The 26916-nt window shown below is 61.7% G+C and carries 22 protein-coding genes, 4 tRNA genes and 1 pseudogene; 9 read left to right on the forward strand and 18 right to left on the reverse strand.

Annotated features, from left to right (window positions below):
• The 5 genes from GFU70_RS20255 to GFU70_RS20275 form a co-directional block, all read right to left on the reverse strand.
• Positions 1-633 carry a LysE/ArgO family amino acid transporter gene (locus tag GFU70_RS20255; RefSeq protein ID WP_116641543.1) on the reverse strand — a complete coding sequence of 211 codons (633 nt, stop codon included), beginning with the start codon at positions 631-633 and terminating at the stop codon, positions 1-3.
• A 269-nt stretch (positions 634-902) separates the two neighbouring features.
• Positions 903-978, reverse strand: a tRNA-Gly gene (locus GFU70_RS20260).
• A gap of 3 nt (positions 979-981) precedes the next feature.
• A tRNA-Glu gene (locus tag GFU70_RS20265) sits at positions 982-1057 on the reverse strand.
• Positions 1058-1161: 104 nt separating this feature from the next.
• A tRNA-Gly gene (locus GFU70_RS20270) sits at positions 1162-1237 on the reverse strand.
• 2 nt (positions 1238-1239) lie between these two features.
• Positions 1240-1315 (reverse strand) — tRNA-Glu (locus tag GFU70_RS20275).
• A gap of 368 nt (positions 1316-1683) precedes the next feature.
• Here GFU70_RS20275 and GFU70_RS20280 point away from each other — a divergent pair.
• Positions 1684-2442 carry a hypothetical protein gene (locus GFU70_RS20280; protein ID WP_058543156.1) on the forward strand — a complete coding sequence of 253 codons (759 nt, stop codon included), beginning with the start codon at positions 1684-1686 and terminating at the stop codon, positions 2440-2442.
• Positions 2443-2634: 192 nt separating this feature from the next.
• Here the strand turns inward: GFU70_RS20280 and GFU70_RS29175 are convergent, their stop codons facing one another.
• The 4 genes and pseudogenes from GFU70_RS29175 to GFU70_RS20295 form a co-directional block, all read right to left on the reverse strand.
• On the reverse strand, positions 2635-3516 hold the full coding sequence (locus GFU70_RS29175; RefSeq protein WP_413468871.1) for a methyl-accepting chemotaxis protein: 882 nt from the start codon (positions 3514-3516) through the stop codon (positions 2635-2637).
• Positions 3496-4602: pseudogene (locus GFU70_RS29180) on the reverse strand (HAMP domain-containing protein); the annotation flags it as partial. The pseudogene GFU70_RS29180 and the gene GFU70_RS29175, both read right to left, overlap by 21 nt.
• Before the next feature lie 110 nt (positions 4603-4712).
• Positions 4713-6101 carry a PLP-dependent aminotransferase family protein gene (locus tag GFU70_RS20290; protein ID WP_153388717.1) on the reverse strand — a complete coding sequence of 463 codons (1389 nt, stop codon included), beginning with the start codon at positions 6099-6101 and terminating at the stop codon, positions 4713-4715.
• 205 nt (positions 6102-6306) lie between these two features.
• Positions 6307-7068, reverse strand: a complete 762-nt coding sequence (locus tag GFU70_RS20295; protein ID WP_058543159.1) for an SDR family oxidoreductase — start codon at positions 7066-7068, stop codon at positions 6307-6309.
• A 226-nt stretch (positions 7069-7294) separates the two neighbouring features.
• Here GFU70_RS20295 and GFU70_RS20300 point away from each other — a divergent pair, with 226 nt between their 5' ends.
• Positions 7295-8299 carry an NADP-dependent oxidoreductase gene (locus tag GFU70_RS20300; RefSeq protein ID WP_064106982.1) on the forward strand — a complete coding sequence of 335 codons (1005 nt, stop codon included), beginning with the start codon at positions 7295-7297 and terminating at the stop codon, positions 8297-8299.
• Between the two features lie 117 nt (positions 8300-8416).
• Here GFU70_RS20300 and pyrF read toward each other — a convergent pair whose 3' ends face one another.
• Entirely contained in the window at positions 8417-9115 is a 699-nt protein-coding gene (gene pyrF, locus GFU70_RS20305) for an orotidine-5'-phosphate decarboxylase (RefSeq protein WP_160893102.1), read from the reverse strand.
• 289 nt (positions 9116-9404) lie between these two features.
• On the opposite strand from pyrF, the gene GFU70_RS20310 reads away from it, so the two are divergent.
• The 3 genes from GFU70_RS20310 (at position 9405) to xopAW (ending at position 12191) form a co-directional block, all read left to right on the forward strand.
• Complete coding sequence (locus tag GFU70_RS20310; RefSeq protein WP_116641541.1) at positions 9405-10163, forward strand: response regulator; 759 nt, start codon at positions 9405-9407, stop codon at positions 10161-10163.
• Positions 10163-11206, forward strand: a complete 1044-nt coding sequence (locus tag GFU70_RS20315) for a sensor histidine kinase (RefSeq protein WP_058543161.1) — start codon at positions 10163-10165, stop codon at positions 11204-11206. Before GFU70_RS20310 ends, GFU70_RS20315 begins: the two co-directional genes overlap by 1 nt.
• A 145-nt stretch (positions 11207-11351) precedes the next feature.
• On the forward strand, positions 11352-12191 hold the full coding sequence (xopAW, locus tag GFU70_RS20320; protein ID WP_153388718.1) for an EF-hand domain-containing protein: 840 nt from the start codon (positions 11352-11354) through the stop codon (positions 12189-12191).
• 221 nt (positions 12192-12412) lie between these two features.
• Here xopAW and GFU70_RS20325 read toward each other — a convergent pair whose 3' ends face one another.
• The 4 genes from GFU70_RS20325 to GFU70_RS20340 all read right to left on the reverse strand — a co-directional run bounded on the left by GFU70_RS20325 (position 12413) and on the right by GFU70_RS20340 (position 16105).
• On the reverse strand, positions 12413-13450 hold the full coding sequence (locus tag GFU70_RS20325; RefSeq protein WP_058543163.1) for an AI-2E family transporter: 1038 nt from the start codon (positions 13448-13450) through the stop codon (positions 12413-12415).
• Between the two features lie 64 nt (positions 13451-13514).
• Positions 13515-14333, reverse strand: coding sequence for a DUF4892 domain-containing protein (locus GFU70_RS20330; RefSeq protein WP_058543164.1), 819 nt, complete (start codon positions 14331-14333; stop codon positions 13515-13517).
• Positions 14334-14462: 129 nt separating this feature from the next.
• Positions 14463-15314, reverse strand: coding sequence for an alpha/beta hydrolase (locus GFU70_RS20335; RefSeq protein WP_058543165.1), 852 nt, complete (start codon positions 15312-15314; stop codon positions 14463-14465).
• A complete protein-coding gene (locus tag GFU70_RS20340; protein WP_116641537.1) occupies positions 15311-16105 on the reverse strand; it encodes an alpha/beta fold hydrolase in 795 nt (264 codons plus the stop codon). Before GFU70_RS20340 ends, GFU70_RS20335 begins: the two co-directional genes overlap by 4 nt.
• A 200-nt stretch (positions 16106-16305) precedes the next feature.
• Between GFU70_RS20340 and GFU70_RS20345 the strand changes: the two genes are divergently transcribed.
• Positions 16306-19314, forward strand: coding sequence for an RHS repeat-associated core domain-containing protein (locus GFU70_RS20345; protein ID WP_153388719.1), 3009 nt, complete (start codon positions 16306-16308; stop codon positions 19312-19314).
• 19 nt (positions 19315-19333) lie between these two features.
• On the opposite strand, the gene GFU70_RS20350 is transcribed toward GFU70_RS20345, so the two are convergent.
• The 4 genes from GFU70_RS20350 to GFU70_RS20365 form a co-directional block, all read right to left on the reverse strand.
• Complete coding sequence (locus GFU70_RS20350; RefSeq protein WP_058543168.1) at positions 19334-19777, reverse strand: hotdog fold thioesterase; 444 nt, start codon at positions 19775-19777, stop codon at positions 19334-19336.
• A 97-nt stretch (positions 19778-19874) separates the two neighbouring features.
• Entirely contained in the window at positions 19875-20318 is a 444-nt protein-coding gene (gene sixA / locus GFU70_RS20355; RefSeq protein WP_058543169.1) for a phosphohistidine phosphatase SixA, read from the reverse strand.
• Positions 20315-20662: a DUF4389 domain-containing protein gene (locus GFU70_RS20360; protein WP_003204392.1), complete on the reverse strand. Its 348-nt coding sequence runs from the start codon at positions 20660-20662 to the stop codon at positions 20315-20317. The genes sixA and GFU70_RS20360 overlap by 4 nt, the downstream gene beginning before the upstream one ends.
• A gap of 30 nt (positions 20663-20692) precedes the next feature.
• A complete protein-coding gene (locus tag GFU70_RS20365; RefSeq protein ID WP_058543170.1) occupies positions 20693-21718 on the reverse strand; it encodes an NAD(P)H-dependent glycerol-3-phosphate dehydrogenase in 1026 nt (341 codons plus the stop codon).
• 199 nt (positions 21719-21917) lie between these two features.
• On the opposite strand from GFU70_RS20365, the gene GFU70_RS20370 reads away from it, so the two are divergent.
• The 3 genes from GFU70_RS20370 to GFU70_RS20380 are packed head-to-tail and all read left to right on the forward strand — an operon-like array spanning position 21918 to position 26872.
• Positions 21918-24041 carry a TonB-dependent receptor plug domain-containing protein gene (locus GFU70_RS20370; RefSeq protein ID WP_153388720.1) on the forward strand — a complete coding sequence of 708 codons (2124 nt, stop codon included), beginning with the start codon at positions 21918-21920 and terminating at the stop codon, positions 24039-24041.
• A complete protein-coding gene (locus GFU70_RS20375; protein ID WP_116641534.1) occupies positions 24042-24974 on the forward strand; it encodes an ABC transporter substrate-binding protein in 933 nt (310 codons plus the stop codon).
• Positions 24971-26872 (forward strand): ATP-binding protein, encoded by a 1902-nt coding sequence (locus tag GFU70_RS20380; RefSeq protein ID WP_058543173.1) that lies wholly within the window; start codon positions 24971-24973, stop codon positions 26870-26872. The genes GFU70_RS20375 and GFU70_RS20380 overlap by 4 nt, the downstream gene beginning before the upstream one ends.
• The last annotated feature ends 44 nt before the right edge of the window (positions 26873-26916 follow it).

Here is a 26916-nt window from a genome sequence, read left to right on the forward strand (position 1 = left end):
TCAGGTTGCCGTGGCCAACATGACGCCAGTGACTACCTGGTAGACCCCCAGGATGGTGATGGTCGCCCCTGAAAAGTAGTTGATCAGCCTTAGCTTCGATTCGGCAATCCGCGCCTTGAAAACGGCGGAGAACCCGCTCAACCCCAGCCACCAGGCCGCCGAGCCCAGGAATATACCTGTCACCATCGGCAGCACCGTGTATTGGCTGCCCTGATCACCGGCCAAGCCATCACTCAACGCGGCAAATATCGCGATAAACGACAAGATGGTCATGGGGTTCGATAGCGTCAAGAACAGCGTGGTCGAGTAGGCTTTGAACATATTGGCCCGCTCGCCCGCCATGGCGGTCGTGCCAGCCTTCGATCGTATTGTTTGATAGCCAATGTAGGCGAGGAACAACCCGCCAAAGATACACAACCAAGGTTTAAAGCTGATCAGCGTCGCAATGATGGCTGTGATACCCAGGGCACCGATGAATCCATAGATCGAATCGGCTGTGGCCGCACCCAATCCCGTGGCGAAACCGGCCTTCCACCCAAGCATCAGACTTCGCTGTATGCACAGCAGCCCAATGGGTCCTACAGGGGCTGCAATGCACAGCCCGATGACCAGCGATTTAACGAAAATCAGCATAAATGCATCTCCAGAAGGTTCCTGGAAGGTTAGGAGAAGTGCATTTTTTTAGGAATGAACTATTAATTTTCTTAGCGGCTTTCCCTTAATTTTTGCAGGAAATACTCTCACTCCCCCTTCAATATTAAGGAAAATCGTCATCACCTCCCTCAAACAGCGCAAGTCGCTGGTAAAGGACCGTGAGCGCCGGAAACATAACCTTGGGCATTGAACTGGCTTTTTTACGCGCATAAAAAAACGCCGCTCATATGAGCGGCGTTTTTTGAATTTGGAGCGGGAAACGAGACTCGAACTCGCGACCCCGACCTTGGCAAGGTCGTGCTCTACCAACTGAGCTATTCCCGCAAATGGCGTCCCCTAGGGGACTCGAACCCCTGTTACCGCCGTGAAAGGGCGGTGTCCTAGGCCACTAGACGAAGGGGACACGCTGCCCGGAACACATGGTGTGTGTTCCAGTGCCCAGATCCGCCTCCGAAGACTTGGTTCTGGTTTCACTCAGCGCTGCCCGAAAGCAACGCTGTTTAAAATTGGAGCGGGAAACGAGACTCGAACTCGCGACCCCGACCTTGGCAAGGTCGTGCTCTACCAACTGAGCTATTCCCGCATTGGCGTCCCCTAGGGGACTCGAACCCCTGTTACCGCCGTGAAAGGGCGGTGTCCTAGGCCACTAGACGAAGGGGACACACGTACAACATTCACTGCCTACAGCGTTTGGCTGAGTGCTTTACGCTGTAAGTGGCGCGCATTCTATGGATGGATTGAAGGGTCGTCAACCCCCAGATATAAATTTATTTAAATCAATGACTTCGCCCGGTTTCGGGGCGATCCGGACATTTTGCCCGCCCGGTCTCTGACGCCTATATTCTGTCACCCGCCGAGACGCTATAGTCGCGCCCGGCAAATGATGGCAATGTGCACTCACCCGGTTATGCCTATAAACAGCACGACGCCCGTCTAATCGCGTCGCTCGGGCCTATGCGCTTAAAAGCCAAGCCACTACACTCATGACATGCGTACCACAATAAAGAGGTCTTACCGGTGACACCACTCATGATCACCCTGCTCGTCGTAGCCGGGATCGCCCTGTTGATCGCCATTGGCTACATGAACCACGTGGTGGAAAACAACAAGCTGGAAAAGGCCCGCACCAAGGTAGAACTCAACGACCGTATGCGTCGCTGTGGCGAGCTCACCGAAACCTTCCCCGGGCAGTTGATGAACCCTGCCCTGAAGTTGTTGATGACGCGCCTTGAGATGAACGTCTGCCAGCGCTTGCTGAACCTGGATAAAACCAATTCCACGGTCAAGGCACGCCTGGACGAATTGAGCGCACTGGCCGCCCAGGGTGAGTCGATCCCGGTGAACAACCCACCGGCGCCGATCCAGACCGAAGCCAAGGCCAAGGACGTACGCTTTCTGCTCGAGGCCTTGCACGGCCAGATCACCCGCGCCGCCCAGGACGGTTTCCTGCCGCCTAACGAAGCCAAGCGCTGGATTCGCGAGGTGCGACATATCCTGGTGCTGCTGCACATCGAGTTCTTCAACAACCTCGGCCAGCAAGCCCTGCAGCAAGAACAGCCCGGGCAGGCCCGCCTGGCCTTCGAGCGCGGCGTGCAGTACCTGCGCAAGCAACAGGAACCCCAGGTCTACGCCGAACAACTGGCCTACCTGGAGAAACTCCTGGCTCGCGCCAACGCCCAGGTGCTGGCGAGCACCCAGCCGGTCGAAGGAGAGGTCAATCAATTGACCGAAGGCTTGAAGGACGACGAAATAAACGACGAGTGGAAGAAGAAGAAGGTTTACGACTGAGAATTCATAGTCGGATACACCGCCCCGCTGGGCTGTGCCCTGTAGGAGCTGCCGAAGGCTGCGATCTTTTGATTTTCAACTCAAGCGCCAGCGCAAAGATCGCAGCCTCGTTGCACTCGTCAGCTCCTACAGCACAGCGGGGCGGTGCGACGTCTCGCTAAATCCCCTCGCCACAGGGCTGCATCGCCTTTGTCACAACCTGAAATGCCCCACCATCCCTTTCAGCTCAACCCCCAATTGCGCCAGCTCGATGCTGGAAGCGGCATTGCCGCGCATCGCCATGGAGGATTGATCAGCGCTGGCACGAATACTGGTGACACTGCGATTGATCTCCTCGGCCACCGAACTCTGCTGCTCGGCCGCCGCCGCGATCTGTTGGTTCATCTGTTGGATCAGTGATACCGCCGCCGCAATACTGCCCAAAGCGCTTTCGGTCTGCAGCGCATCGCTGACCGCCATCTTCACCAACTCGCCGCTGCTCTGGATCTGCTGCACGGAAGCCTGGGCCGCTGAACGCAAGGCGCTCACCAGTCGCTCGATCTCCTCGGTGGACTGTTGCGTGCGCCTGGCCAACGCCCGCACCTCATCGGCCACGACCGCAAAGCCCCTGCCCTGCTCCCCGGCCCGGGCGGCCTCGATAGCCGCATTGAGTGCCAACAGGTTGGTTTGCTCGGCCACACTCTTGATCACACTCAGCACCGTGCCGATGTTCTGGATCTCGGCGCTGAGGCTTTCGATGCTGGAACTGGCCGACGTGGCCGAATCGGCCAACTGCTCGATGCGCACCATGCTCTGACGCACCACCTGTTGACCGCTCTCGACTTTGTCGTCGGCAGTCTGGGCCGCTTGTGCGGCTTCTTCGGCATTGCGTGCCACATCATGCACAGTCGCCGTCATCTGGTTCATCGCCGTGGCGACCTGCTCGGTTTCCTCTTTCTGGCTGCTGACTTCAAGGTTGGTCTGTTCAGTCACGGCCGACAGCGATTGAGCCGAATTGGCCAATTGCTCGATACCGGCCTGCAAGCCGCTGACGATACTGCTCAGCCCCGCGCCCATCTGCTGCATCGCCAGCATCAACTGACCAATTTCGTCCCGGCGCGTCACTTCGACCGTGGCACTCAAGTCACCCGCCGCAATCTGCTGGGCCACGCGAATGACACTGCGCAGCGGTGTCACGATCAGCCGGGTTATGACCCATGCCGCGATCAATCCCACCAGCAACGCCAAAGCCGACGATCCGATGATCAGCAGCGAGTTTTTCTTCAGTTCGGTCTGCATGGCATGGTCTTCGGCACTGAAGGCCTGATCAACCCGCGCCACCACCTGGTCGGCCCGCTCGTGCAGTTGCTGGTAGACGACTTTTTCCTTCGCCAACAGGCCGGTGTATTCGGCCAATTGTTCATTGAACCCGGCGATATGCCCGGCCACTTCATTCAGCACGGTCTGGTAACCCGGGTCCTTGACGGTGGTCTTGAGCACCTCGGCCTGTTTCATCGCCTGCTCAGCCTGTTCGATGCTGCCTTCTCCGGCGCCTTCAACATTGCCTTTGCGGCTCTGGTCCAGGCGGACCCGCGCTTCGTTCATGGCCTGCAACATCAACCGCGATACTTCGCTGACCTGGTTGGCCTGCTCGATGAACTCGGCCCCCTCCTTGCCTTCGGTGTCTTTCAGGGTGTAGGCGCCGTCATCCGCCAGCCCGGCCTGCAACACATCCAGGTTATTGGCGACGCTGGACACCGACCAACTGGCCATCTCCAGCGCCAGGTCCTTGCTCTGGCTCAACCCGACAAATTCGTCGAACGCCTTGCGATACGCGGCCAGCGCCTGCTCCACGTCGTCCATCACCGGCACGTTGGCAGCCGACTGCACCTTGAGTTCGTTCGCCTGGGCCACCAGCCCATCGACGCCCTGGCGCAGGGCATCGGCTGTCTTGGGGTCGGAGCGCGAGGCGTACTCCTGCTCCAGCAGCCGGACCTTGAGCAACCCGCTGTTGAGGGACGACATCTGTTTCAAGCCATCGAAGCGATGGCTGATGGTCTGCAGGGACCAGACGCCGATGGCTGCGACCACAGCGGTCAGCAGCAGCACCAGGACAAATCCGATACCCAGTTTCTTTGCCATACCCAGGTTGGCAAAACGTCCTTGCACGGCCGAAATCATTGCGCCCAGTCCTCTGCCAGTGTGTGTTGATTGCAGATTCGCAACGAGACGCCCTGCAACACAAGATGCTGGCGTCGGAATAATGGCAAAAAGCTACAGCCGCGTCGTTTTCAGGACACTAGAGGTCGATCCAGAGCCGTGGCCCGGAAGAACGCCAGTGCCCTGGGGTCACGGGCATACGCCACGTTGATCCGCAGCCAGTCACTGTCGGCGCCCGAAGGGCTGAACGCGGTACGCGAAGACAGCAGCACGCCGAAACGCCTGGCCAGACGTCGTACTCCAGCATAGTCACTGATCGGCGGCCTTGCCCAGATGAAAAGCCCGCCGGCCGGTTTGCCAAAAACCTCCCAGTCGGCGTCCTCCATTATCTGCAACAACGCCGCCATATCGGCCCCCAGACGCTGCCGCTGGCGCTGGACCAGCTTGCGATAGGCGCCATTGGCCAGGAGGCAGGCAAGGACCGACTCACAGAACCGCGATCCACCCATGCTGGTAATGCCCTTGACCTCGCTCAGGCGCGTGATGATGGACGGCCCGGCCACCACGAAACCGACGCGCAACGAACTGCTCAGGGTTTTCGAGAAACTGCCCACGTAGACCACATCGGGATCCAGCGCCGCCAGCCGGGTCCGTGCCGAACTCTGGAAATCGCCATAGGCATCGTCTTCGATCACCAGCACGGCATGTTCCTTCGTCAATTGCAGCAGCCGTTGAGCGATGGCCGGAGCCAGGCTGCTGCCGGTCGGGTTATGGCAGGCACTGTTGATGAACAACGCAGTGGGCCTGTGCATCGCCAGCAGGTCTTGCAGCGCATCGACGTCCGGGCCGCGGGGGGTCCTGGGCAGTTCGATCATGTCGATGTCGTGCAACCTGAGCAGGTCGAACAGGCTTGAATAACCGGGGCTCTCCACGACCACGCAGGAACCCGGCGACAACAGCGTGCGTACGATCAGATCCAGCCCATGGGTCGCCCCGGTGGTGGTCAGGATCAGGTTCTTATCGGCCTCGATATTGAGTTTTTTCAGGCGCCTGGACAGTTGCTCGCGCAGGGCGGGCAGCCCCAACGGGGTGCTGTAGTTGAACAATCCCGCCATGTCAGTGCGAGTGACCTGACGGATCGCATAGCCCAGGTCATCGCTTTCACGCCAGCTCTCGGGCAACCCGCCACACCCCAGCTTCAACTCCCATTGCGAGCTGTCACCCCCGTCGACGAGCTTGTCCTGCTGTCGACTCTGATCGGTGGGCTCGGGTACGGGCGAAGGGGGCGGTGCGACAAAAAAACTGGAACCGTGGCGGGATGCCAACAGGCCTTGGGCGACCAGGCGTTCACACGCTTCATTGACGCTGGACTGGCTGAGCAGGTTCTCCCGAGCCAGTTGGCGCACGGATGGCAGCCGAGTCCCCGGCTGCACCGCATCCTGTCGGATCCAACCGGTCAGCGCGTCGACGATTTGCTGCACGACAGGCACCAGGGCCTGTCGGTCGATTCTCAACTCCATGAGTAACCAAGCTCCTAAGCGTTTGTTTTATCTCCGGAAACAGTTAAGCACAGGCCGCTACGGGACGATGTACGACAATGTCGCCAAAACCGCCATTTCTCACTCTTTGAAACACATTGAGGGCCGTTCCGAAGTGTTTTCGGCCCCACACGAAAAAGCCCGCAACCAGTGCGGGCTTTGTCCTACAAACTGAGGGGGCAGGTCCTCAGAACGCCGTGACGCCGCCGTCCACCGCCAAGGAATGGCCCGTGGTGAAAGCCGCCCCGTCGCTGCACAAATACAGCACTGCGCTGGCGATTTCCTCGACTTTGCCGATACGCCCCACCGGGTGCATGGCATTGGCGAACTCGCCTTTTTTCGGGTCCGCTTCATAGGCACGACGGAACATGTCGGTGTCGATCACCGCCGGGCAGACTGCATTCACGCGGATTTTTTTCTTGGCGTATTCGATGGCGGCCGATTTGGTCAGGCCGATCACGGCATGCTTGGAAGCCGCATAAATACTCATCTTCGGCGCGGCGCCCAGGCCTGCCACCGAGGCCGTGTTGACGATCGCGCCGCCGCCCTGGGCCAGCAGTAATGGCAACTGGTACTTCATGCACAGCCAGACGCCCTTCACATTGACCCCCATGATCGCGTCGAACTCATCGAGAGTACCGTCGGCCAGCTTGCCTTTCTCGATCTCGATCCCCGCGTTATTGAAGGCGTAGTCAAGGCGACCGTAGGTCTTGATTACCTCGTCCATCAGATGCTGCACATCGTTTTCCAGCGTCACGTTGCAGCGCACGAACACCGCTTCGCCGCCCGAAGCACGAATCGACTGCACCGTGCCTTCGCCACCCGCCACGTCCAAGTCGGCCACCACCACTTTCAGGCCTTCTGCCGCGAACGCCTGGGCAGTGGCCCGGCCGATGCCAGCAGCGGCGCCGGTGACTACGGCGACCTGTCCGGAAAACGTCATGCTCATTGTCTGTTCCTCGAAGAATGCGGGAGATGCCGCCAGTCTAGCCACAGGTCCCGAGGACGCGTCAGCACTATCCAACTGCCGTTTGAGCATTCATGGGCGCCAGTGATAAGGCGCCTGGGAGGACTATCACTGTGTTGGATCGAACTGCATTCGCTGTATCAGCCAACCTTGCGGCAAATGCTTCGAAGGTCTATCAACAAAGCTTCATTCATCTTGAGTGCCAACCATGACTGCCCAGACCAATCGCCAGTTCCTGCTCGCCAAACGCCCGGTGGGCGCGGCGACCCGCGAGACCTTCACCTATCAGCAAGTACCGGTCGGCGAACCGGCAGCCGGCCAGATCCTGGTGAAAAACCAATACCTGTCCCTGGACCCGGCCATGCGCGGCTGGATGAACGAGGGCAAGTCCTATATCCCACCAGTTGGCATCGGCGAAGTGATGCGGGCATTGGGTGTCGGCCAGGTGATTGCCTCGAACAACCCGGGGTTTGCGGTCGGGGACTACGTCAACGGTGCGTTGGGGGTGCAGGATTATTTCCTCGGCGAGCCAAGAGGTTTCTACAAGGTCGATCCGAAACTGGCACCGCTGCCACGTTATTTGTCCGCCCTGGGCATGACGGGCATGACTGCCTACTTCGCCTTGCTGGACGTCGGCGCGCCCAAGGCTGGCGAGACCGTGGTGCTCTCAGGTGCCGCCGGCGCGGTGGGCAGCATTGCCGGGCAGATCGCCAAGATCAAAGGCTGTCGCGTGGTGGGCATCGCCGGCGGGGCCGACAAATGCAAGTTCCTGATCGATGAGCTGGGTTTCGACGGCGCCATCGACTACAAGAACGAAGACGTCCATGCCGGCCTCAAGCGCGAATGCCCCAAGGGCGTGGATGTGTATTTCGATAACGTCGGGGGCGACATCCTGGATGCCGTGCTCAGCCGCTTGAACCTCAAGGCCCGCGTGGTGATTTGTGGCGCCATCAGCCAGTACAACAACAAGGAAGCGGTGAAGGGCCCTGCCAACTACCTGTCGCTGCTGGTCAACCGGGCGCGCATGGAAGGCTTCGTAGTCATGGACTACGCCGCGCAGTTCGCCGCCGCCGGACAGGAAATGGCCGGCTGGATGGCCAAGGGGCAGCTCAAGAGCAAGGAAGACATTGTCGAAGGTCTGGAAACATTCCCCGAGACGCTGACCAAATTGTTCAGTGGGGAGAACTTCGGGAAGTTGGTATTGAAGGTCTGACACGCAACAACTGTGGGAGCGAGCTTGCTCGCGATGGGGCCCTGTCAGTCAACATTGATATTGACTGACATACCGCTATCGCGAGCAAGCTCGCTCTCACATTAAGGATCTGTCAGGTCAGGCCAGCTCGGCCACAACCGCCGCCAGTGCCTTGGCCGGATCGGCGGCCTGGCTGATCGGGCGACCGATCACCAGGTAATCGGAACCGGCGTCCAGCGCCTGGCGCGGGGTCAGGATGCGACGCTGGTCGTCCTGGGCACTGCCCGCTGGACGAATCCCCGGGGTCACCAGTTGCAGCGACGGGTGAGCCGCTTTCAGGGCGCTGGCCTCCAGGGCCGAACAGACCAGGCCGTCCAGGCCGGCCTTCTGCGCCAGCGCCGCCAACCGCAGCACCTGCTCCTGGGGCTCGATGTCCAGGCCTATCCCGGCCAGGTCCTCGCGCTCCATGCTGGTCAGCACGGTCACGCCGATCAGCAACGGTTTCGGGCCGCTGCGCTGATCCAGCACTTCACGGCAAGCCGCCATCATGCGCAGGCCACCGGAGCAATGCACGTTGACCATCCACACGCCCATCTCTGCAGCCGCCTTGACGGCCATGGCGGTGGTGTTGGGAATGTCGTGGAACTTCAGGTCCAGGAACACTTCGAACCCCTTGTCGCGCAGGGTCCCGACAATTTCCGAAGCGCAACTGGTGAACAGTTCCTTGCCGACTTTGACCCGGCAAAGCTTGGGGTCCAACTGGTCGGCCAGCTTCAGGGCGGCGTCACGGGTGGGAAAATCCAGGGCGACGATAATGGGCGTCTGGCAGGCGGACATGAGCGGGCTCTCAGGCAAGTCGAAATCGGCGCGCATTGTAGCGGAACGAGCGCTCGTGCGGGACCCGATGATCGGTAAATCTCATCGCCCCCCAGCAGCATGGACGATACCGGCCCTTGTGTCGAAGCCGATACATTCATGACATGCGTACAACACGTCGACACGCTACCGTCCGCCGCCGCAACCCATCCTTTCAGCGCTTCACGCCTCGCGGCACGAAGCTTATGCTGAAGGCTCAACCTCGCCGCCTTCTTTGCGGTTGGCAGCCTACCTGGCAGATGATGCATCCATGCAGAACACCCCTGTTGCAAATTCTGACGATCAAAAAGTGCCCGACGATGACAAGCGCTGGAGCACCCGCGCACTGATCGTCGATGACGACGTGCCGATCCGCGAGCTGCTGATCGATTACCTGGCCCGCTTCAGCATACGGGCCAGCGGCGTGACCGATGGCGCGGCCATGCGCCAGGCGATGCAGGCCGAGCACTTCGACGTGGTCGTGCTCGACCTGATGCTGCCGGGTGAAGATGGCTTGCAGTTGTGCCGCTGGCTGCGCGCCGAATCGGACATCCCGATCCTGATGCTCACCGCCCGCTGCGAGCCCACCGACCGCATCATCGGCCTGGAGCTGGGCGCCGATGACTACATGGCCAAGCCGTTCGAACCCAGGGAACTGGTGGCGCGTATCCAGACCATCCTGCGTCGGGTGCGCGACGACCGCACCGAGCATCGGGCCAATATCCGTTTCGACAACTGGCGGCTCAACAGTGTGCTGCGCCAACTGATCTCGGTCGACGGGCTGGTGGTGCCGTTGTCCAATGCCGAGTTCCGCCTGTTGTGGGTCTTCATCGAACGACCGCGCCGGGTACTCAGCCGCGAACAACTGCTGGACGCGGCTCGCGGGCGCTCCATCGAGGCGTTCGACCGCAGCATCGACTTGCTTGTATCACGCCTGCGCCAGAAGCTGGGCGACGACCCCAAGGCCCCGCAACTGATCAAGACCGTGCGCGGTGAGGGCTACTTGTTCGACGCGCGGGACATCGGCTGATGCAACTGCGCCTCGACTCCCTGTTCGGCCGCCTGTTTGGCGTGCTGTTGCTGGCGATTGTCCTGGCGCATCTGCTGGCGTTTGCCTGGTTTTCTTTATACGACAGGCCGCCTGCCGGGCCACCGCCGCAATTTTCCCGACAAACCGAAGCCCCGCCGCGCTTCGGCCCGCCCCCTAACCGCCCTCCACGCCCCTGGTTCGGCGGTCCGGTGGTGCCGCTGACCTTTCAATTCGTGTTCCTGATCGTCGCGGCCTGGTATGGCGCCAAGCTCCTGACCCGACCCATCCAGCGCCTGAGCGAAGCGGCCGAGCGCCTGAGCGAAAACCTCGACAGCCCGCCGCTGGATGAAAATGGCCCCCGCGAGGCGCGACAGGCGGCCCATACGTTCAACCTGATGCAGCAACGGATTCGCGAGCAGGTGCAGCAGCGTTCGCGCATGCTCGGCGCGGTGTCCCATGACCTGCGCACGCCGCTTTCGCGGCTCAAGCTGCGCCTGGAACAGATCGATGACATCAAGCTGCAAGGCCAGATGCGCCAGGACCTGGACGACATGATCGGCATGCTCGATGCCACCCTCACCTACTTGCACGAACAGCGCACCAGTGAAGCGCTGCAGTGGATGGACGTGCAGGCCTTGGTGGAATCATTGAGCGAAAATGCCCAGGACCAGGGCGCCGACGTACAAGTCAGCGGTACCTGCGCCCCGCTGCAGGTGCGACCGATGGCGCTGCGTTCGTGCCTCAACAACCTCATCGACAATGCCCTGCGCTACGCCGGCCATGCCTTGATTAACCTGGAAGACCAAAACAACCAGGTGCTGATTCGAGTCATCGACCACGGTCCCGGTATTGCGGCGGACAAACGCGAGGCGGTGTTCGAGCCGTTCTTTCGCCTGGAAGGCTCGCGCAACCGCAACTCCGGCGGCGTCGGCCTGGGCATGACCATCGCCCGGGAGGCCACCGAACGCCTGGGCGGGCAATTGACCCTGGAAGAGACGCCAGGAGGTGGCTTGACGGCGGTGATCAGCCTGCCTCGCACCTGAATCCCACCGTTCCCACACTCGACACTGCGCCGGGACTGAGTTTGTACACCCGCCGGTACAAACTTCACACACCCACGACAACTGTCCCGCCGACGCTGCATAAGCCGGTGCACCCACCGGCTACCCCAGCCCAAGGAGAGCGCCCATGATTGGCAGCGTCAGCAGTTACTCGACCTATACCAGCACCAGCAGTACCGCCACCAGCAGTGCCCGCAGCCAGCAGTTCCAAAAGGAACTGCTGGACAAGCTCGACAGTGACGGCGACGGTTCGGTCAATCAGCAAGAGTTGAGCAGCGCCCTGTCGCAAGAAAGCGATGATGGCATCCTGGTCAGCCTGAGTGACAACTTTGGCGACCTGGACAGTGACGGCAGTGGTGACCTGAGCAGCGAGGAAATGGCCGCAATGGCGCCGCCACCTCCGCCGCCACGGGACCAGGCGCCAACTACCGAACTGGCCGATGCGCTGCTCAGCGTCCTGGATACCGACGGTGATGGCGTGGTCAGCAGCGATGAGTTGAGCAACGGCCTGGCCAGCACGGGCAGCGATGCCGACAGCCAGCAAGTGTTCTCGGCGCTGGACGAGAATGAAGACGGCACTGTCAGCCTTGACGAACTCGCCGCCAGCCTCGCGCCACCGCCACCACCGCAACAAGCCTCCAGTGAAGAGCTGTTCAGTCAGCTCGACGCCGATGGCGACGCCACCATCACTGCCAGCGAACTGAGCAGCGCCTTGCAGGCCAGCAACGGTACGTCCACTAGCACCGACACCAGCGCGATGCTGATGCAAGTACTCGACAGCGACAGCAGCGGTGGCGTCAGCAGCGACGAGTTCAACAGTGCCTTGCAGGCCGGACGCAGCAGCGACAGCTCCACCGAACAGGCCAATGTCAGCGAAGCGTTGAACCGAATGATCGCCAACCTCAGCCGGCAATACTCGCTGGATAACGTCGCCACTGTGGGGAAACACCTGAACGTGGCGACCTGATTCACCTGTAGGAGCTGCCGAAGGCTGCGATCTTTTGATCTTTTGATCTTTTGATCTTTCGCTTGAGATTCAAGTGTTAGGGGAAAGATCGCAGCCTCGTTGCACTCGACAGCTCCTACACAGCTCCTACACAGTTCCTACACAGTTCCTACACAGCTCCTGCGCAGCTTCTGCGTGCCAGCGGGAGCAAGCTGCGTCGCCACGGGTGCGACGCATTCAAGCTATCGCGCCTGGCTTTTGCTCCAGTCCGTCAACAGGCTATACGCCACCGCCAGCAGGGTCGGGCCGATGAACAGGCCGATGAAACCGAAGGCGATCAACCCGCCGAACACCCCCAGCAGCACGATGACCAAGGGCAGGTTTCCGCCGCGGCTGATCAAGTAGGGCTTGAGCACGTTGTCCACGCCACTGATGATGAACGTGCCCCAGATGCCGAGGAACACCGCCATCCCGTACTCACCCTTCCACACCAGCCATGCGGTGGCAGGGATCCACACCAGGGGTGGCCCCATGGGGATCAGGCTCAGCAGGAACGTGACGATACCCAGTACCAGCGCCCCCGGCACCCCGGCGATCAGGAAGCCGATCAGCGCCAGCACGGCCTGGGCCGCCGCGGTGCCAATTACGCCGTTGACCACTCGTTGTACGGTACCGGCCACCAGCTCGATGTAGTAACCGGCACGGTCGCCGATCAGACGCTCCAGCAACCCGTGGACGAACACCGCCAGGCGCGGGCCGTCGCGATAGAAAAAGAACACGAACACGATGCTCAGGGTCAGTTCGAGTATGCCACCGCCAATCTGCGCACTGCGCGCCAACAGCCAGTTGCCCACTTGCCCCAGGTACGGCTTGATCGACACCATCATTGCCGCACCTTGCTGGTCGATGCTGTTCCAAATCCCGACCAGTCGCCCGCCCACCAGCGGCACGCCGGCCAGCCAGTCGGGCGCTTCGGGCAAGCCGTCGACCTGCACGTCCTTGATGAACGCCGTGGCGTCGCGCACATGGTCGGCCAGGTTGAAACCCAGCCACACCAGCGGCACCGCCACCAACAGCATCCAGCCCACTGTCAGCAACGCCGCCGCCAGGGATTCACGGCCATTGACCCAGCGGGTCAGCAGGCGCATCAGCGGCCAACTGGCGAAAGCGAGCACCGCACCCCAGAACAGCGCCGACCAGAACGGCGCCATGACCCAAAGGCTTGCGCCGAACAACACCAGGAGCAGGATCTGCACCAACAGCCGATCGTTATTGAGCATGTAGGGTCTCGAAAAAATGAACAGGAGCGAGGCAACGGCATGAAACCCGCTGCCCCGAGACAGCTTAGCGCAGCAACTCCAGGTGCAGCCCCTCTGCCTCGCCGCTGGCGGCTTCCATGCGTGCCGCCCGGACGCCCTGGCCCGCCAGAGCCTCAAGCCAGTCCTCGGCCCGGGGGCCGGCGATACTGACCCGCAAGCTCGTGTCCAGGTTCAACGCCCGGGACAATAGATGCAACCAGGTGTCGTCTGGCTCACCGGCAAGACGCGGCAAATCCAGGACTCCAGTGTCCTTGAGCTGGCGCAACAGCGTGGCCGATGTCGGCAGCAAGTCCCCCAGCGGTGCGTTCGCCTCGAACTGCTCGACATGCAGGTAGGCCTTGCGATTGCCACGGGTGATGGCATACAGCGCAATCACTGTGTTGTCCGCCGGTGGTGCCAGGCGCAGCAACAAGAAGGCCTGGCCCTTGTCGGCGCCGTAGAGCTTGGCATTGCCGAAGACTTCGTTGGCCCACAGGCTGCTTTCGCCGCAATCGCGGGCCTGGCACCAGAACAACAGCTCGGCGCCCTGCTTCTGCAGCGCTTCGCGAGCCGCGGTAAAAGCCTGGGTGGCGGAATGTTCCGGCGGCAGTTCGTAGGTGACCGACGTGACGTTGCCACGGGCATCGATTTGGCCGTCGAAACGCAGCTGGCCGCTGATCTTGCGGATCGAGCCCATGGGGTAGACGCGTTCCAGGTCGCTGGTTTGCCGGTAATCGACAATTTGCGCGTCGGGCATGCGCGGCACACGCTCCAGGTCGCGACTGCCCGGCACATCGGCGGCGAACGACGCCGGGCTGAAGCAGGCCAGCACCAGCAGGACGAGTGAGCAAACGGATAATTTCATCGGATCGGCTTGGCCTGGGACGCTTGGATGCAACGGGCATCGTCGATGCACCTTGAAGCTGGTAAACAGAGGTCTGTCATGGTTGTCTCCCTTTCAACCCGCCCAGCCTCGACAGTTGCCCGCCGCAAGTCAAGGAGCGGTGAAGAACCGATTGAAACAGTCTGCTACAAGCTCGGCACCGATCTCGTCGTTCAGGTGTAGATGATGGCCGCCGGGTAACTGCTCATGACTGAAGGGTAGACGCTCCAGCAACTCCGGGTGTTGGGCCAGCATGCCGTCGGCCGCCACCACCAGGTGCGCCGGACAATCGACCCGCGCCACGAATGCCATGGCCTGTTCATCGGTCAGGCGCAAAGGCGATGGCAGGGTCAGGCGGTTGTCGGTGCGCCAGGTGTACCCCCCGGGCACCGGCATCAGGCCGCGCTGGGCCAGCAGCTCGGCGGCTTCGCGGCTGACTGCTACCAGTCCCTTCATCCGCGCCTCGATGGCCCGATCGAGGGTTTTGTAGACCGGCTTGCGTTTCTGCTGCAGATCCAACTGGGCTTGCAGGGCCATGCCCATGCGCTCGGCCGCGTTATCGCCCTTGGCTGTAGGAGGAATCACCCCGTCGATCAACCCCAGGTGCGTCACCCGCTCCGGCAAGGAGCCGGCCAGCACCAGCGACACAATGGCGCCCATGGAATGCCCCAACAGGGCGAAACGCTGCAAGCCCAGTTGTTCGGCGACTTGCAGCACATCATGGGCGTAGTCCCAGAGGGCATAACCGGCACCGGGCGGCCGATGCCCGGAGTGACCGTGGCCGGCCATGTCCAGGGCAATCACTCGCAGGCCCTCGAGCCTGGGCGCCAGGCGGGCGAAGCTGTTGGCATTGTCCAACCAACCGTGCAGGGCAAGCACCGGCAGCCCGTCCTCCGGCCCGAACAGGTGGGCCGCCAGTTCGATGTGCGGCAGGCTCAGGCGGACTTCCTCGACCACACTCATGCGCTGCGCCCTTCCCACCGCTGGAACAGGTTCTTGAGCAGGTTGGCCGTGTCCTGTGGACGCTCGAGGGGGAACATATGGCCACCGGGCATGCTCAGGGATTCGCCATGGAGCATACGCCCCACCGAACGGGTGTGATGACGCATCACCACACGACTCTGCCTACCGCGCACCACGGCCAGCGGCACCTTGAGCTTACGGGGCCGCCCGGGGCTGGTGTGCGGCACGCCGCGGTAAATGCTGATTTCGGTGGCCGGGTCGAAGCGCAGCCGCAGTCGATCACCGACTTGTTGCAGGCCGTGTTGCAGGTAGGCGTCGAAGCATTCCGGGTCAAAACCGCGAAACAGTGTCTTGCCGGCGAAATACTGCCGGGCCGACGCCAGGTCAGCGAACTCCTCACGCCGACCCAGGGTCCGGCCCGCCGGCGTCAGGCGGTCGATGAACCCCAGGCGCTTGGCCGCCAGGATCACCCATTGGTCGGTACGGGTCAGCACCGGCGAATCGAGCATGACCACGCCGCGATACAGCTCGGGGCGGCGCAACGCCGCGTGCAGGTGCAGCACACCGCCCAGGGAGTGACCGACGCCCCACACCGGCACCGGTTGCTGCTCCAGATGATGAATCAGCTCGTCCACCAGGTTGTGCCAATTGTCATCGACCGGAAATCGCGGGTCGTGGCCATGCAGTTCGAGGTGCGCAACCTCATATTGCGGCGCCAGCGCGGCGAACAACTTGCCGTACGTGGCCGAGGGAAAACCATTGGCGTGGGCGAAAAACACCTGTTGCGACATGTTGGCCGATCCATTGCGAGAACTGCGGCCGATTGTCCGCAGAACCCGGCGGCGCGGCAATGACCGTAACTGACAGGAATGATGACAGCATTGCGGCATCGATTGTCTACCCGCCTTAAGCACCTGTCAGACCTTACAGTTGACGCCCGTATCGCCTTGGCAATAACTAGAACAGTTACGACATCTCCAAGGGGACTGGCATGCATGCCAAGACACCGGCCGTTTCCGTGAAAGATTCACGAGGATTGGGCATCGCCTCGGTGTCTTACTTTCGTAATAACCCTATGGCAAAACCCGAGGGCCGGATCCATCGTCAACGCTATGATGTCGCCGGGCGCCCGACGCTCAGCTACGACCCCCGCCTGTTCAAGCTGCTGGAGACCGAGCCGGACGCCCGGCCCAACCTGAGAACCGTCTTCAGCCTCACCGGTGCGGCGCTCGTCACCGACGGCGTCGATGCGGGGACTCGCCTGGCATTATTCGGCGTAGCCGGTCAGCACGTCATCGGCTGGGACAGCTTGCACACTCAGGTGCAAACCGAATACGACGCGCTGTTGCGCCCGGTCAGAACCATCGAGCAGGCTCAGGGCTCGCTTGCCAGAAACAATGCGTTCTACACCTACGGGGATAACACGCCTGTATCAGCCTCACGCAATCAATGTAGCCGGTTGATCCGCCACGATGACGAGGCTGGCACCGTCCTGTTCGAGAGTTATGCGCTGACGAGCGGGGTCATTTCACAAACCCGGCATTTTCTCCAGGACTTGAACGAACCCGACTGGCCTGCCGATGAAGCAAACAGAGACCTTTTGAACGAGACCGGCAACGGCGCCACCAGCCGTGTCACCTATAACGCCGTGGGCACCGCAATCCTGCAGGAAGATGCGCAAAACAACGCCCAGTATTCGGATTTGGATATCGCCGGCCAGCTCCGGCAAGTTCGCTTGAAACTCGCGGGGCAAACCCACGAGACATCGCTGCTGAACGACATTCGCTACAACGCGAATGGCAACATCGAACGGCAAACTGCCGGCAACGGCGTGGTCAGCGAAGCGCTGTATGACCCACGGGACGGGCGCCTGACGAGCGTCAAGGCCGGGCTTCCCGGCCAGCCCCCGTTGCAATACCTGGCCTATGGTTATGATCGGGTCGGCAATATCCTCAGCATCAGGGATGCGACGCTGGGTACCCGTTTCTTTCGTAACCAGAAGATCGAACCGGTCCAGTCTTACGTCTACGACAGTTTGTATCAGCTGATCGAGGTCAATGGCTGGCAACGGGTCGGTAACCAGAACGGTCCTCAAGAGCCGGTTTTTGTTTCGCCTGCCGATCCCGGACAGTTGGAGAACTACCGGCAGGTCTACAGTTACGACGAGGGCGGCAATCTCACCCTGCTCGTCCACACCGCCGCCAGCCACAGCTGGACGCAACGAACGGCGATTTCGAAATACAGCAATCGGGGACTGGCGCAGAAAGCCGACGGCAGCTTGCCTGGCGAGGATGAAATCGGCGCTGGATTCGACGCCAATGGCAACAAAAGACAATTGCTGGCGGGTCAGGATTTGACCTGGAGTCCGAGCAACCGCCTGCGCCAGGTCGACCAAGTGATGCGTGAGAACGCTGCGAATGACAGCGAAGTCTATGTCTACGACGGGGCCGGTCAGCGCAAGCGCAAAGTTCGCCTGACCTACAGCGCAACCTATACGCGCGCGCACGAAGTGCGCTATTTACCCAGCCTGGAAATCCGTACAACCCCTGAAGAGAAGGTGCAGGTCATTTTGGCGCAGGCAGGACGTTGCGCCGTACAAGTGTTGCACTGGGAGTCGCAAAGTACGAGAGCCGATCAATACCGTTACAACCTGACGAATCATCTGGGCTCCAGTACGTTGGAGCTGGATGGTCAGGCCAACTTGATCAGTGAAGAAATGTACTACCCCTACGGAGGCACATCGTGGTGGGCCGGCCCAGACAAAGTTCAAGCAAGCTACAAAACCCGGCGCTATTGCGGTCAGGAGCGTGATGCCACGGGGTTGTACTACTACGGACAGCGGTACTACGCGCCTTGGCTGGAGCGCTGGATCAGCGCCGACCCGGCAGGCACCGCCGACGGTCTGAACCTGTTTGCCATGGTACGTGGCAATCCTGTCCGGTTTGTCGATTTTCAAGGTCTATTGGGGTTTGACACGCTAACAGCCACCGCCGGTATGACTGTTGCTCGAGAGTTTTCAAGTGCTCTGCTCGCTTCGTTTCTGCAATACGGGGTGACTGCGGGAGCTACCGCACTCTTGGGACCTGCGCAGATGGTGGTAACGGTTCTAGGTGCTACGTCAGGTGGTATCACAGGTGGGCTCCAAGGATGGGGCGCCATGAGGGCGGCCAACAGCGCCGATGAAGCGTCCGGTTGGGCGCCTATCATCAAGCAAGTTGGTGGTGCGGCATTGGGCGCGGCCTTAGGAGCCGCGCCTTCCCTGGCTGGCGCGTTTATGCCAGGCAACCCGGCGGCGGCGGGTCAAATCGGCGGTTTATTCGGCTCAATGTTGCGCGAAGTGACATTCCAGAATTTTGGACAGTATGGTCCAAGCAATCCTTTCCCGGGCCGTATGGACGTCGCTACAGCCTCGGCCAGCACGCTTGCGACAAGCATCGCGGGTGGATCGGCAGCAGCAGCGGGAGCAGTTGGTTTTGGGAGCGACGAAATAGGAAAGTTGCTGCAATCAACCTTCGCCAACTCCATAGGGATGGGCGTCGGCTTGGGTGGCACATCCACCGTAAGAGGATTGAGAGGTGCCCCCATCAAGCCCCCTGGCACCGGGGAAATCAACCAGAGCGCAGCGGTAATCGGATCCACCAGTCGACATTTCTTCGGCTCTCTGGCGCAGGCAGCCAATATGGCCATTGCCCAGATACCTGGATACAGCGAGCTGGGCCCAGTCGTTCAAACGACCGTGAGACGTGCGGTCACACAAGCCGTCCTGGACCAGCGCTTGACGTTCTTGACCGTCGCCAGGCCGGGACTCACAGACCTGCTGAGTCCAACAAATCCGACGGCGCCAAGCCGTGACATCGAGATGGGCGACGCGGGGACTGAATCATTCGAGATGGCAGACATCTCGCGACCTTCCGATTTCTTCTACTACGAAAGTGAACTGCAGGTCGGACACCGAGGCGTCTACCGCTCTCGACTGAATATGCCAGGGACCCACATGTAAACGCCTGCATCCAATGCGATCAACGCGCCGGCGGCTGCTCACCCAACGGTACAACCGCCATGGTCAGGCGCGACACGCAGTTGACCTTGCCGTCATCGTTGACCAGGCGGATATCCCACACCTGGGTAGTTCGGCCCAGGTGAACCGAGCGGGCCGTGGCCGTGACTCGCCCATTGCGCACGCCACGCAGGTGGTTGGCGTTGATCTCCAGGCCCACGCAATAGAACTTGCTGGTGTCGACACAGAGATAGGCGGCCATGGACCCGACCGTTTCGGCCAGTACCACCGAAGCACCGCCATGCAGCAAGCCGAACGGCTGGTGGGTGCGGTGATCGACGACCATGCTGGCGGTGAGGGATTCATCGTCGAAAGACTCGAAACGGATGTCCAGCACTTCGCTGATGGTGTTTTTACCGGCGGCGTTCAGTTGGTCGATATTCGGAGTGGTGCGCCACAGACTCATCGTTGTCCTTCCTTTTTGTTTTTTATCGCATTCAATCCTGCACAGCACTGTGGGAGCAAGGCTTGCCCGCGATGCAGACGCTGGGGTGGATCAGGTATTACAGACGCTTGAGCTTCATCGCCCCGGCCAGCGGCATGTCGCCTTCCAGCTCGGCCAGGCCGGCAGTCTGCACTTGCTCGGGTTGTTGCAGGTGGCCGTGTTGCAGAAAGCCCAGCAGGCTGCCCACCAACGGGTTATGACTGACCAGCAGCACATTGTCCTGGTCCTCCAGATGCTTCAGGACCTCGGCCGGCCGGGTCTGCGGCGTGAGCCAATCGACCGTGATCAGTTCAGGTTCGAAACCCAGTGCTTCGCGCACCAGTTGCGCGGTCTGCTGGGCACGCACGTAAGGGCTGGCGTAGATGACCCGCAATGGCTCGCCCATCAACCGGCCTGCGCTGAGCAACACCTCCTCGCGCCCATGGACCGTCAAGACCCGTTCCGGATCGGGACGAACACCATGGGGCTCGGCCTCTCCATGACGCAATACCCACAATTTCATAGCTTCGGCTCCTCGTCCCGGGCCGGATGCGGAGCTGGCGCCACGGTGTGAGGCGCTTCACCTTCAGGCGTACGCGGGGTCGGCCAGTCAGCGAACGGCCAGGGTTTCTGATCGCTGTGAAAGGTACCGAAACGGCCAATCTGGGCCAGGAACTGGCTCAGGCTGTCGCCGAAATTCATCAGGCTGGCACTGGGTGCACCGTAGATCAGCCGATAGATCAACTGCACCAGCACCACGGCGCCGAGGATGAATTGCGCCACCTGCCAGACCAGCAGGTAAATCACCATCCACAGCACACGCAGCAGAATGGATTCGTATTGGGGTTGCCCTTGCGGATCGTTCATGGCTCGCTCCTGCTTGCGGTCAATAAAGGTTCAATTAAAACCGCTGGTGGAAATGAAATCGACGTCGGTCTTCGGTTCGCCACGCATCAACAGCTCGATCACCTGTTCAAGCGTGCGCCCTTCGAACAGAATCGCGTGCAGCCCGGCGACCAGCGGCATGTACACCCCCGCCTCCTGGGACTTGGCCTTGAGCACCTTGAGGGTATTGACCCCTTCGGCCACTTCACCCAGGCGCGACACGGCCTCGTCGAGGCTCAAGCCCTGGCCGAGGGCGAAACCGACCTGGTAGTTGCGGCTCTTGGGCGAGGAACAGGTGACGATCAGGTCGCCCACGCCGGCCAATCCCAGGAAGGTCATCGGATTAGCGCCCTGGCTGACCGCAAAGCGGGTCATTTCCGCCAGCGCGCGGGTGATCAGCATGCTCTTGGTGTTCTCACCCATGCCCAGCGCCACCGCCATGCCGGCGATGATGGCATAGACGTTCTTCAACGCCCCGCCCAGCTCCACACCGAAACGATCGGCACTGGCGTAGACCCGAAAGGTGCGGCCATGCAATGCCGCCTGGACCCGTTGGCACAGCTCCTCATCCTCACTGGCGACCACCGTGGCGGTCAGCGCGTGCTCGGCGATCTCGCGCGCCAGGTTCGGCCCGGAGATCACACCGATCCGGGCCTTGGGCGCGATTTCTTCGAGAATCTCGCTCATCAGCTTGAAGGTCTGGGCTTCGATGCCCTTGGTCAGGCTCACCAACAGCTTGCCGCTCAAGCGTTCTGCGTAGGGCGCCAGCACCGAACGCAAGGCGCTGGACGGCAAGGCGACGAAGAACAGGTCGCTGCCCTCCAGGGTTGCCTGCAAGTCAGTTACCGGTTCCACTTCCGGGCGAATCTTGATGCCCTTGAGGTAACGCGGGTTCTCGCGGTTGACCCGGATGGCCTCGGCCTGCTCCGGGTCACGCATCCACAGGCGCACCGGGTGACCATTCTCGGCCAGCAGGTTAGCCACGGCGGTGCCGAAACTCCCGCCCCCCAGGACCGCAATCGGGCGCTGTTCAGTCATATGCAATCCGTTCATCCATACCAAGTGGCAATGCGGGGCATTATACGGAGCGGCCAGAGCGCGACCAGCCCCGGCAACAATTACCACCAGCTGTAGGAAGCTGACCATCAATTCCTAGGAAAATGCTGTCAACGCGAATGGAAAAGTCGTTCAGCTCGGTTAACATGCCCGCCATCCACTCATTCTCAAAGGCTGTGCCGTGTTCGTTGGCCCTTCCCGTCCAGGTTCGTCCCTGCTATTGGCACTGATCATCAGCCCGCCAGTGCTGGGCGACGACTTGTTCGTGGACAGCCAGTCCATGCCCCAGGTGCTGACGGCCACGCGCCTCAAGCAATCACCTGCGGCAGTGCCTGGCAGCATGACCGTGCTCGACAGCGAGTTGATCAAGGCCAGCGGCGCCCGCGATATCAGCGAACTGCTGCGCCTGGTGCCGGGCATGATGGTCGGCAACATCAGCGGTAACCAGGCTGCCGTGAACTACCATGGCACCAACGCCAGCGAAGCCCGTCGCATGCAAGTACTGATCGACGGCCGCTCGGTGTACCGCGCCGGCCTGGCCACGGTGGACTGGAGCGATATTCCGGTGGCCATGGAAGACATCGAGCGGATCGAAGTCTTTCGCGGCCCCAACACCGTCAGCTACGGCGCCAACGCGCTGATGGCGGTTGTCAACATCATCACCCGTGCCCCGGCCGACAGCCACGGCACCCGGCTGAAAATCACCCGTGGCCAGCGCGGCATCAGCGACTGGTACGCCAGCCAGGGCAGCGGCTGGGACGGCGGCGACCTGCGGCTGTCGCTGTCCGGCCAGGAAGACGACGGCTTTGACAGCGACCGCAACGGCGCCGATTACCGCGACAGCCGCCGCCTGAACCGCTTCAACCTGTCCGTCAGCCAGACGTTGAACGAGCAGCAAAGTATCGACTGGCAATTGAATGCCAAGGACGGGACCAACCAGCGGCCCTATACCTACCGTCCCGTGTTTGCCGGGATTACCACCGCTGGCGACAATTCTGACGTCATCGCCAAGGACTACGCCGGCTCACTGCGCTGGAACCTGGACCTGGACCCCAACCACAGTCTTTATGTACAGGGCTCGATCCAGCACTGGGATCGCCAGCAGACCTGGCGCGCCTGCGACGCCGAGGTGTCCTTCAGCCCGCAATTGACCGACCTGTGGCAGCTCAATCCCAACTATGCCGAGCAGCTGGCACGCAATATCCCCAGCTACATCGGCAGCGGCGCGCCCGCCGGCACGCCACAGGAACAGGCGTTGGCCAATCAGGTGCTCGACCAGTGGCGCAACGGCGCCTCGCAAACCCTGTGCGGCGATATCGACCAGAGCGCCCGGGAATCGCGCTACGACCTGGAGATCCAGGACACCCTGAGCCTGTCCGACAGCCTGCGAATGGTCACCGGGGCCAACTATCGCTACGACCGGGCCGACTCGCAGACGTACTTCAACGGCACCCTGGACGACACCACCTGGCGCCTGTTCGGCCAGCTCGAATGGCGGGCCACCGAGCATTGGCTGTTGCAAGGCGGCGCGATGTTCGAAGACACCCGCCTGACCGGCAGCTCGCTGACCCCGCGGGTCGCGGTCAACTACCTGATCACCCCGCGCCATGGCCTGCGGGCGGTGTACTCCGAAGCCGTGCGCTCCCCGGACATGTTCGAGAACAACGTCAACTGGAGCTATCAGGTCACCAATCTGCAACCCGCCGCCTTCGGCCAAAGCAGCGCCCGTTACTTCGTCCAGACCCGCGGCCCGGGCAACCTGGAACAAGAGCACATGCGCTCCCGGGAACTGGGCTACAACGGTTTTTTCATGGACCTGGGGCTGGCGGTCGACGTGAAACTGTTCCATGACGAAATCACCGGCATGATCAGCGAACCGTTGCGCAACAATCAGTACATCGCCAGCAACAGCAACGAATCGCAATTCTCCGGGGCCGAAACCCAGCTCGACTGGCGCATGACCGGCGCCGACCGTCTGCGCCTGACCTATGCCTATGTCGACGCCAAGGCCAGCAATCCCCTCGACGAACAACTGACCGCCCGCCACAGCGGCTCGGCCGGCTGGCTAAGGGACTGGGGCCAGGGCTGGAACAGTTCGCTGTTCTACTACGCCGCCGACGCCCTCAATGGCTATCGCTACGAACGGCTAGACACTCGCCTTGCCCGGCGCATTCCCCTGGGCAAGGCCAGCCTGGAGCTGGCAGCGGTCCTGCAACAGCGCCTGGACAACCAGCCCACTACCTTTATCGACAACCACTACGACTCCCGCCATGTCGTGTACTTCAGCGCGGAGTTGTCTTTCTAGATGTTCCGACGCCCACCCCGCAAGACGCCATTTCATGGCCGCCTGACGCTATCCCTATGCCTGGTGTTTGCCGGTTGGCTGGCGACCTTCGAGGCCCGAGCCGCCGAGATCCTGCTGACCGGCGCCAAGGACAGCCCCGGCGTGCAGTCTTTCACCCAGGCCCTGAAAAACCTGCGCCCCGAAGACAGCGTGCGGTTTACGCCGCTGGCCAACCTGCCGGCGCCGGACAAGTTGCCAGGCAATGTCCGCCTGGTCCTGCTTGACCTGCCCAGCCTCGAGTGGCGCCTGCAAGACGCCCGCGGTCCGGCCACCCTGGTGCTGCGCATCAGCCGCCAGCAAGCCCGCGATCGCCTGGGCGAGACAACGCCTGCGCACTTGAGCCTGCTGTGGAGCGATCCACCGATGGCGCGGCAATTGCGGCTGATCCGCGCCATCCTGCCGCAAGTGCGACGGGTCGGCGTGCTTTACGACATCCACAGTGAATTCCTGCTCAAGGACATTCAACAGGCCGCGGCGCCGCTGGGCCTGACCATTGTCAGCGAACGCTGGGACGACACCAACGACAGCCGCCCCCTGCGAAACCTGTTGGGCCACAGCGACGTGCTGCTGGGTATCGATGACCCCGACTTGTACAACCCCAAGACCGTGAAGAACCTGTTGCTCAGCAGCTACGCCCGGCAACGCGCCCTGATCGGGCCCAGCGCCGCGTTCGTCAAGGCCGGCAGCCTGGCCAGCACCTATAGCGACCAACAAGACTGGCTGGCGATTCTCGACGAGTTGCTCGATCGCCCCGCCACGACCTGGCCGCGCACGCTGTATCCAGACCGTTTCAAGGTCCTGGGCAACCGGCAGGTCTCCCGCTCACTGGGGATCGAACCGATTGACGCCGAATCCGTCGCGGCAACGCTGGCCGAAGGAGAACACCGCCCATGACCTTGCGTCGCCGTTGGGACATCAATACCCGAACCCAGCTCATCGCCCTCGGCCCGGCATTGTTGCTGACCGTGCTGCTGATCAGTTTCTTTACCTTCGTGCGGATCCAGGACTTGCGCCAGGAACTCAATCACACCGGGCAACTGATCGCCAACCAACTGGCCCCCGCCACGGAATACGGGGTGATTTCCGGCAACAACGAAGTGCTGGAAAGCCTGCTCACCGCGACCCTGGCGACCCCACACGTGCGTTTTCTGGAGGTCCAGGACAGCACCGACAAGGTCCTGGTGTACGTCGAGCAACCCGAGCAAACCCGCAGCCGTGCCCAGCAGGTCGAAGTCTTCCAGGCCCCGGTGCGCCTGCAGCGCATCGCCCTGAACAATGATTTCCTGCAGGGCAACAGCACCTCCGTGGAGGCGGCCAGCGAAGATTACCTGGGCCGCGTGATCGTCGGCATGTCCAGTGACGCCTTCAGTCAGCGACAACAGGAGATTCTGTTCAAGGCCGCGATCCTGGCGCTGTTCGCCCTGCTGTTCACCTTTCTGGTGGCACGCCGGCTGGCGACCAACCTGTCCCGGCCGATCCGCGACATCGGCAACGCGGTCAAGGCCATTCAGCAAGGCGACTACAGCACCCCGCTGCCCATCGTCGATGACGCCGAACTGGGGGCGTTGTCGCGGCACATCAACAACCTGGCCGATGGCTTGGGACAAGCCAGCCGCGAACAGCACCAGGCCATGGCGCAGTTGATCAAGACCCGCGAAGAAGCGGAAAAAGCCAACAGCGCCAAGTCCGAGTTCCTGGCAATGATGAGTCATGAACTGCGCACGCCCATGAACGGCGTACTGGGCATGCTGCAGTTGCTGGAAACCACCCGCATGACCGACGAGCAGCACGAGTACACGGCGCTGGCGTCGGAATCCACCGAACACCTGCTCAAGGTGATCAACGACATACTCGACTTCTCGCGCATCGAACGCTCGGCCCTGGAGCTGGAGCACATCCCGTTCAATCTGGCAGAACTGGTGGGCAGTTGCGCGCAATCGTTCCAACACAGCGCCGCACAACGCAAGCTGGGCCTGGACCTGCTGCTCCCGGACGACATGCAGGCCTTGCAGGTCCAGGGCGATCCGACGCGGATACGACAGATCCTGGTGAACCTGATCGGCAATGCACTGAAATTCACCGAGCAAGGCCGTGTCACCGTGCAATGCCAGTGGCAAGCCCTGGACCATGAACTGCTGTGGTTCACCTGCACGGTGCGCGACAGTGGCATCGGAATCCCGGCCGAGAGCCTGGAGCGCATGTTCGACGCCTTCCAGCAGGCCGACAATTCGATCTCCCGGCGCTACGGCGGTACCGGCCTGGGCCTGCCGATCGCCCGTACCCTGGCCGAGCGCATGGGCGGGACGCTGCGGGCCCAGAGCGAAGAAGGCCACGGCTCGGTATTCACCCTCGAGATCCCGCTGGCCCTGTCGCGCCAGACCCCACCCACCCTGGCGCCGCGGCTGCCCGTGGGCAACGGCGATGGCGAGGGCCGCAACGTATTGCTGGTGGAAGACAATCCGGTCAACCAGACGGTGGTCGAAGCCATGCTGCGCAGCCTGGGCTTCACCGTCAGCATCGCCACCGATGGCGCCCAGGCTGTACGCAGCGCCGAGAGCCTGATTTTCGAAGCGATCCTCATGGATTGCCGATTGCCCATCATCGATGGCTACGAAGCCACGCGGCAGATCCGTCAGTTGCCGGGTTGCGGCGAGGTGCCGATCATCGCCCTGACGGCCAACGCCTTGCAGGGCGACCGCGAAGCCTGCCTCGCGGCGGGCATGAACGATTACCTGGCCAAGCCGTTCAAAAGGAACGACCTGCAGCAGATTCTGCAACGCTGGGTGAACTAGAACAGGTCACTGGACCATCTGTGACTGGCGTGAAAGGCGAAAGT

The organism is Pseudomonas brassicacearum (assembly GCF_009601685.2).
Taxonomy (GTDB): Bacteria; Pseudomonadota; Gammaproteobacteria; order Pseudomonadales; family Pseudomonadaceae; genus Aquipseudomonas; species Aquipseudomonas kilonensis_B.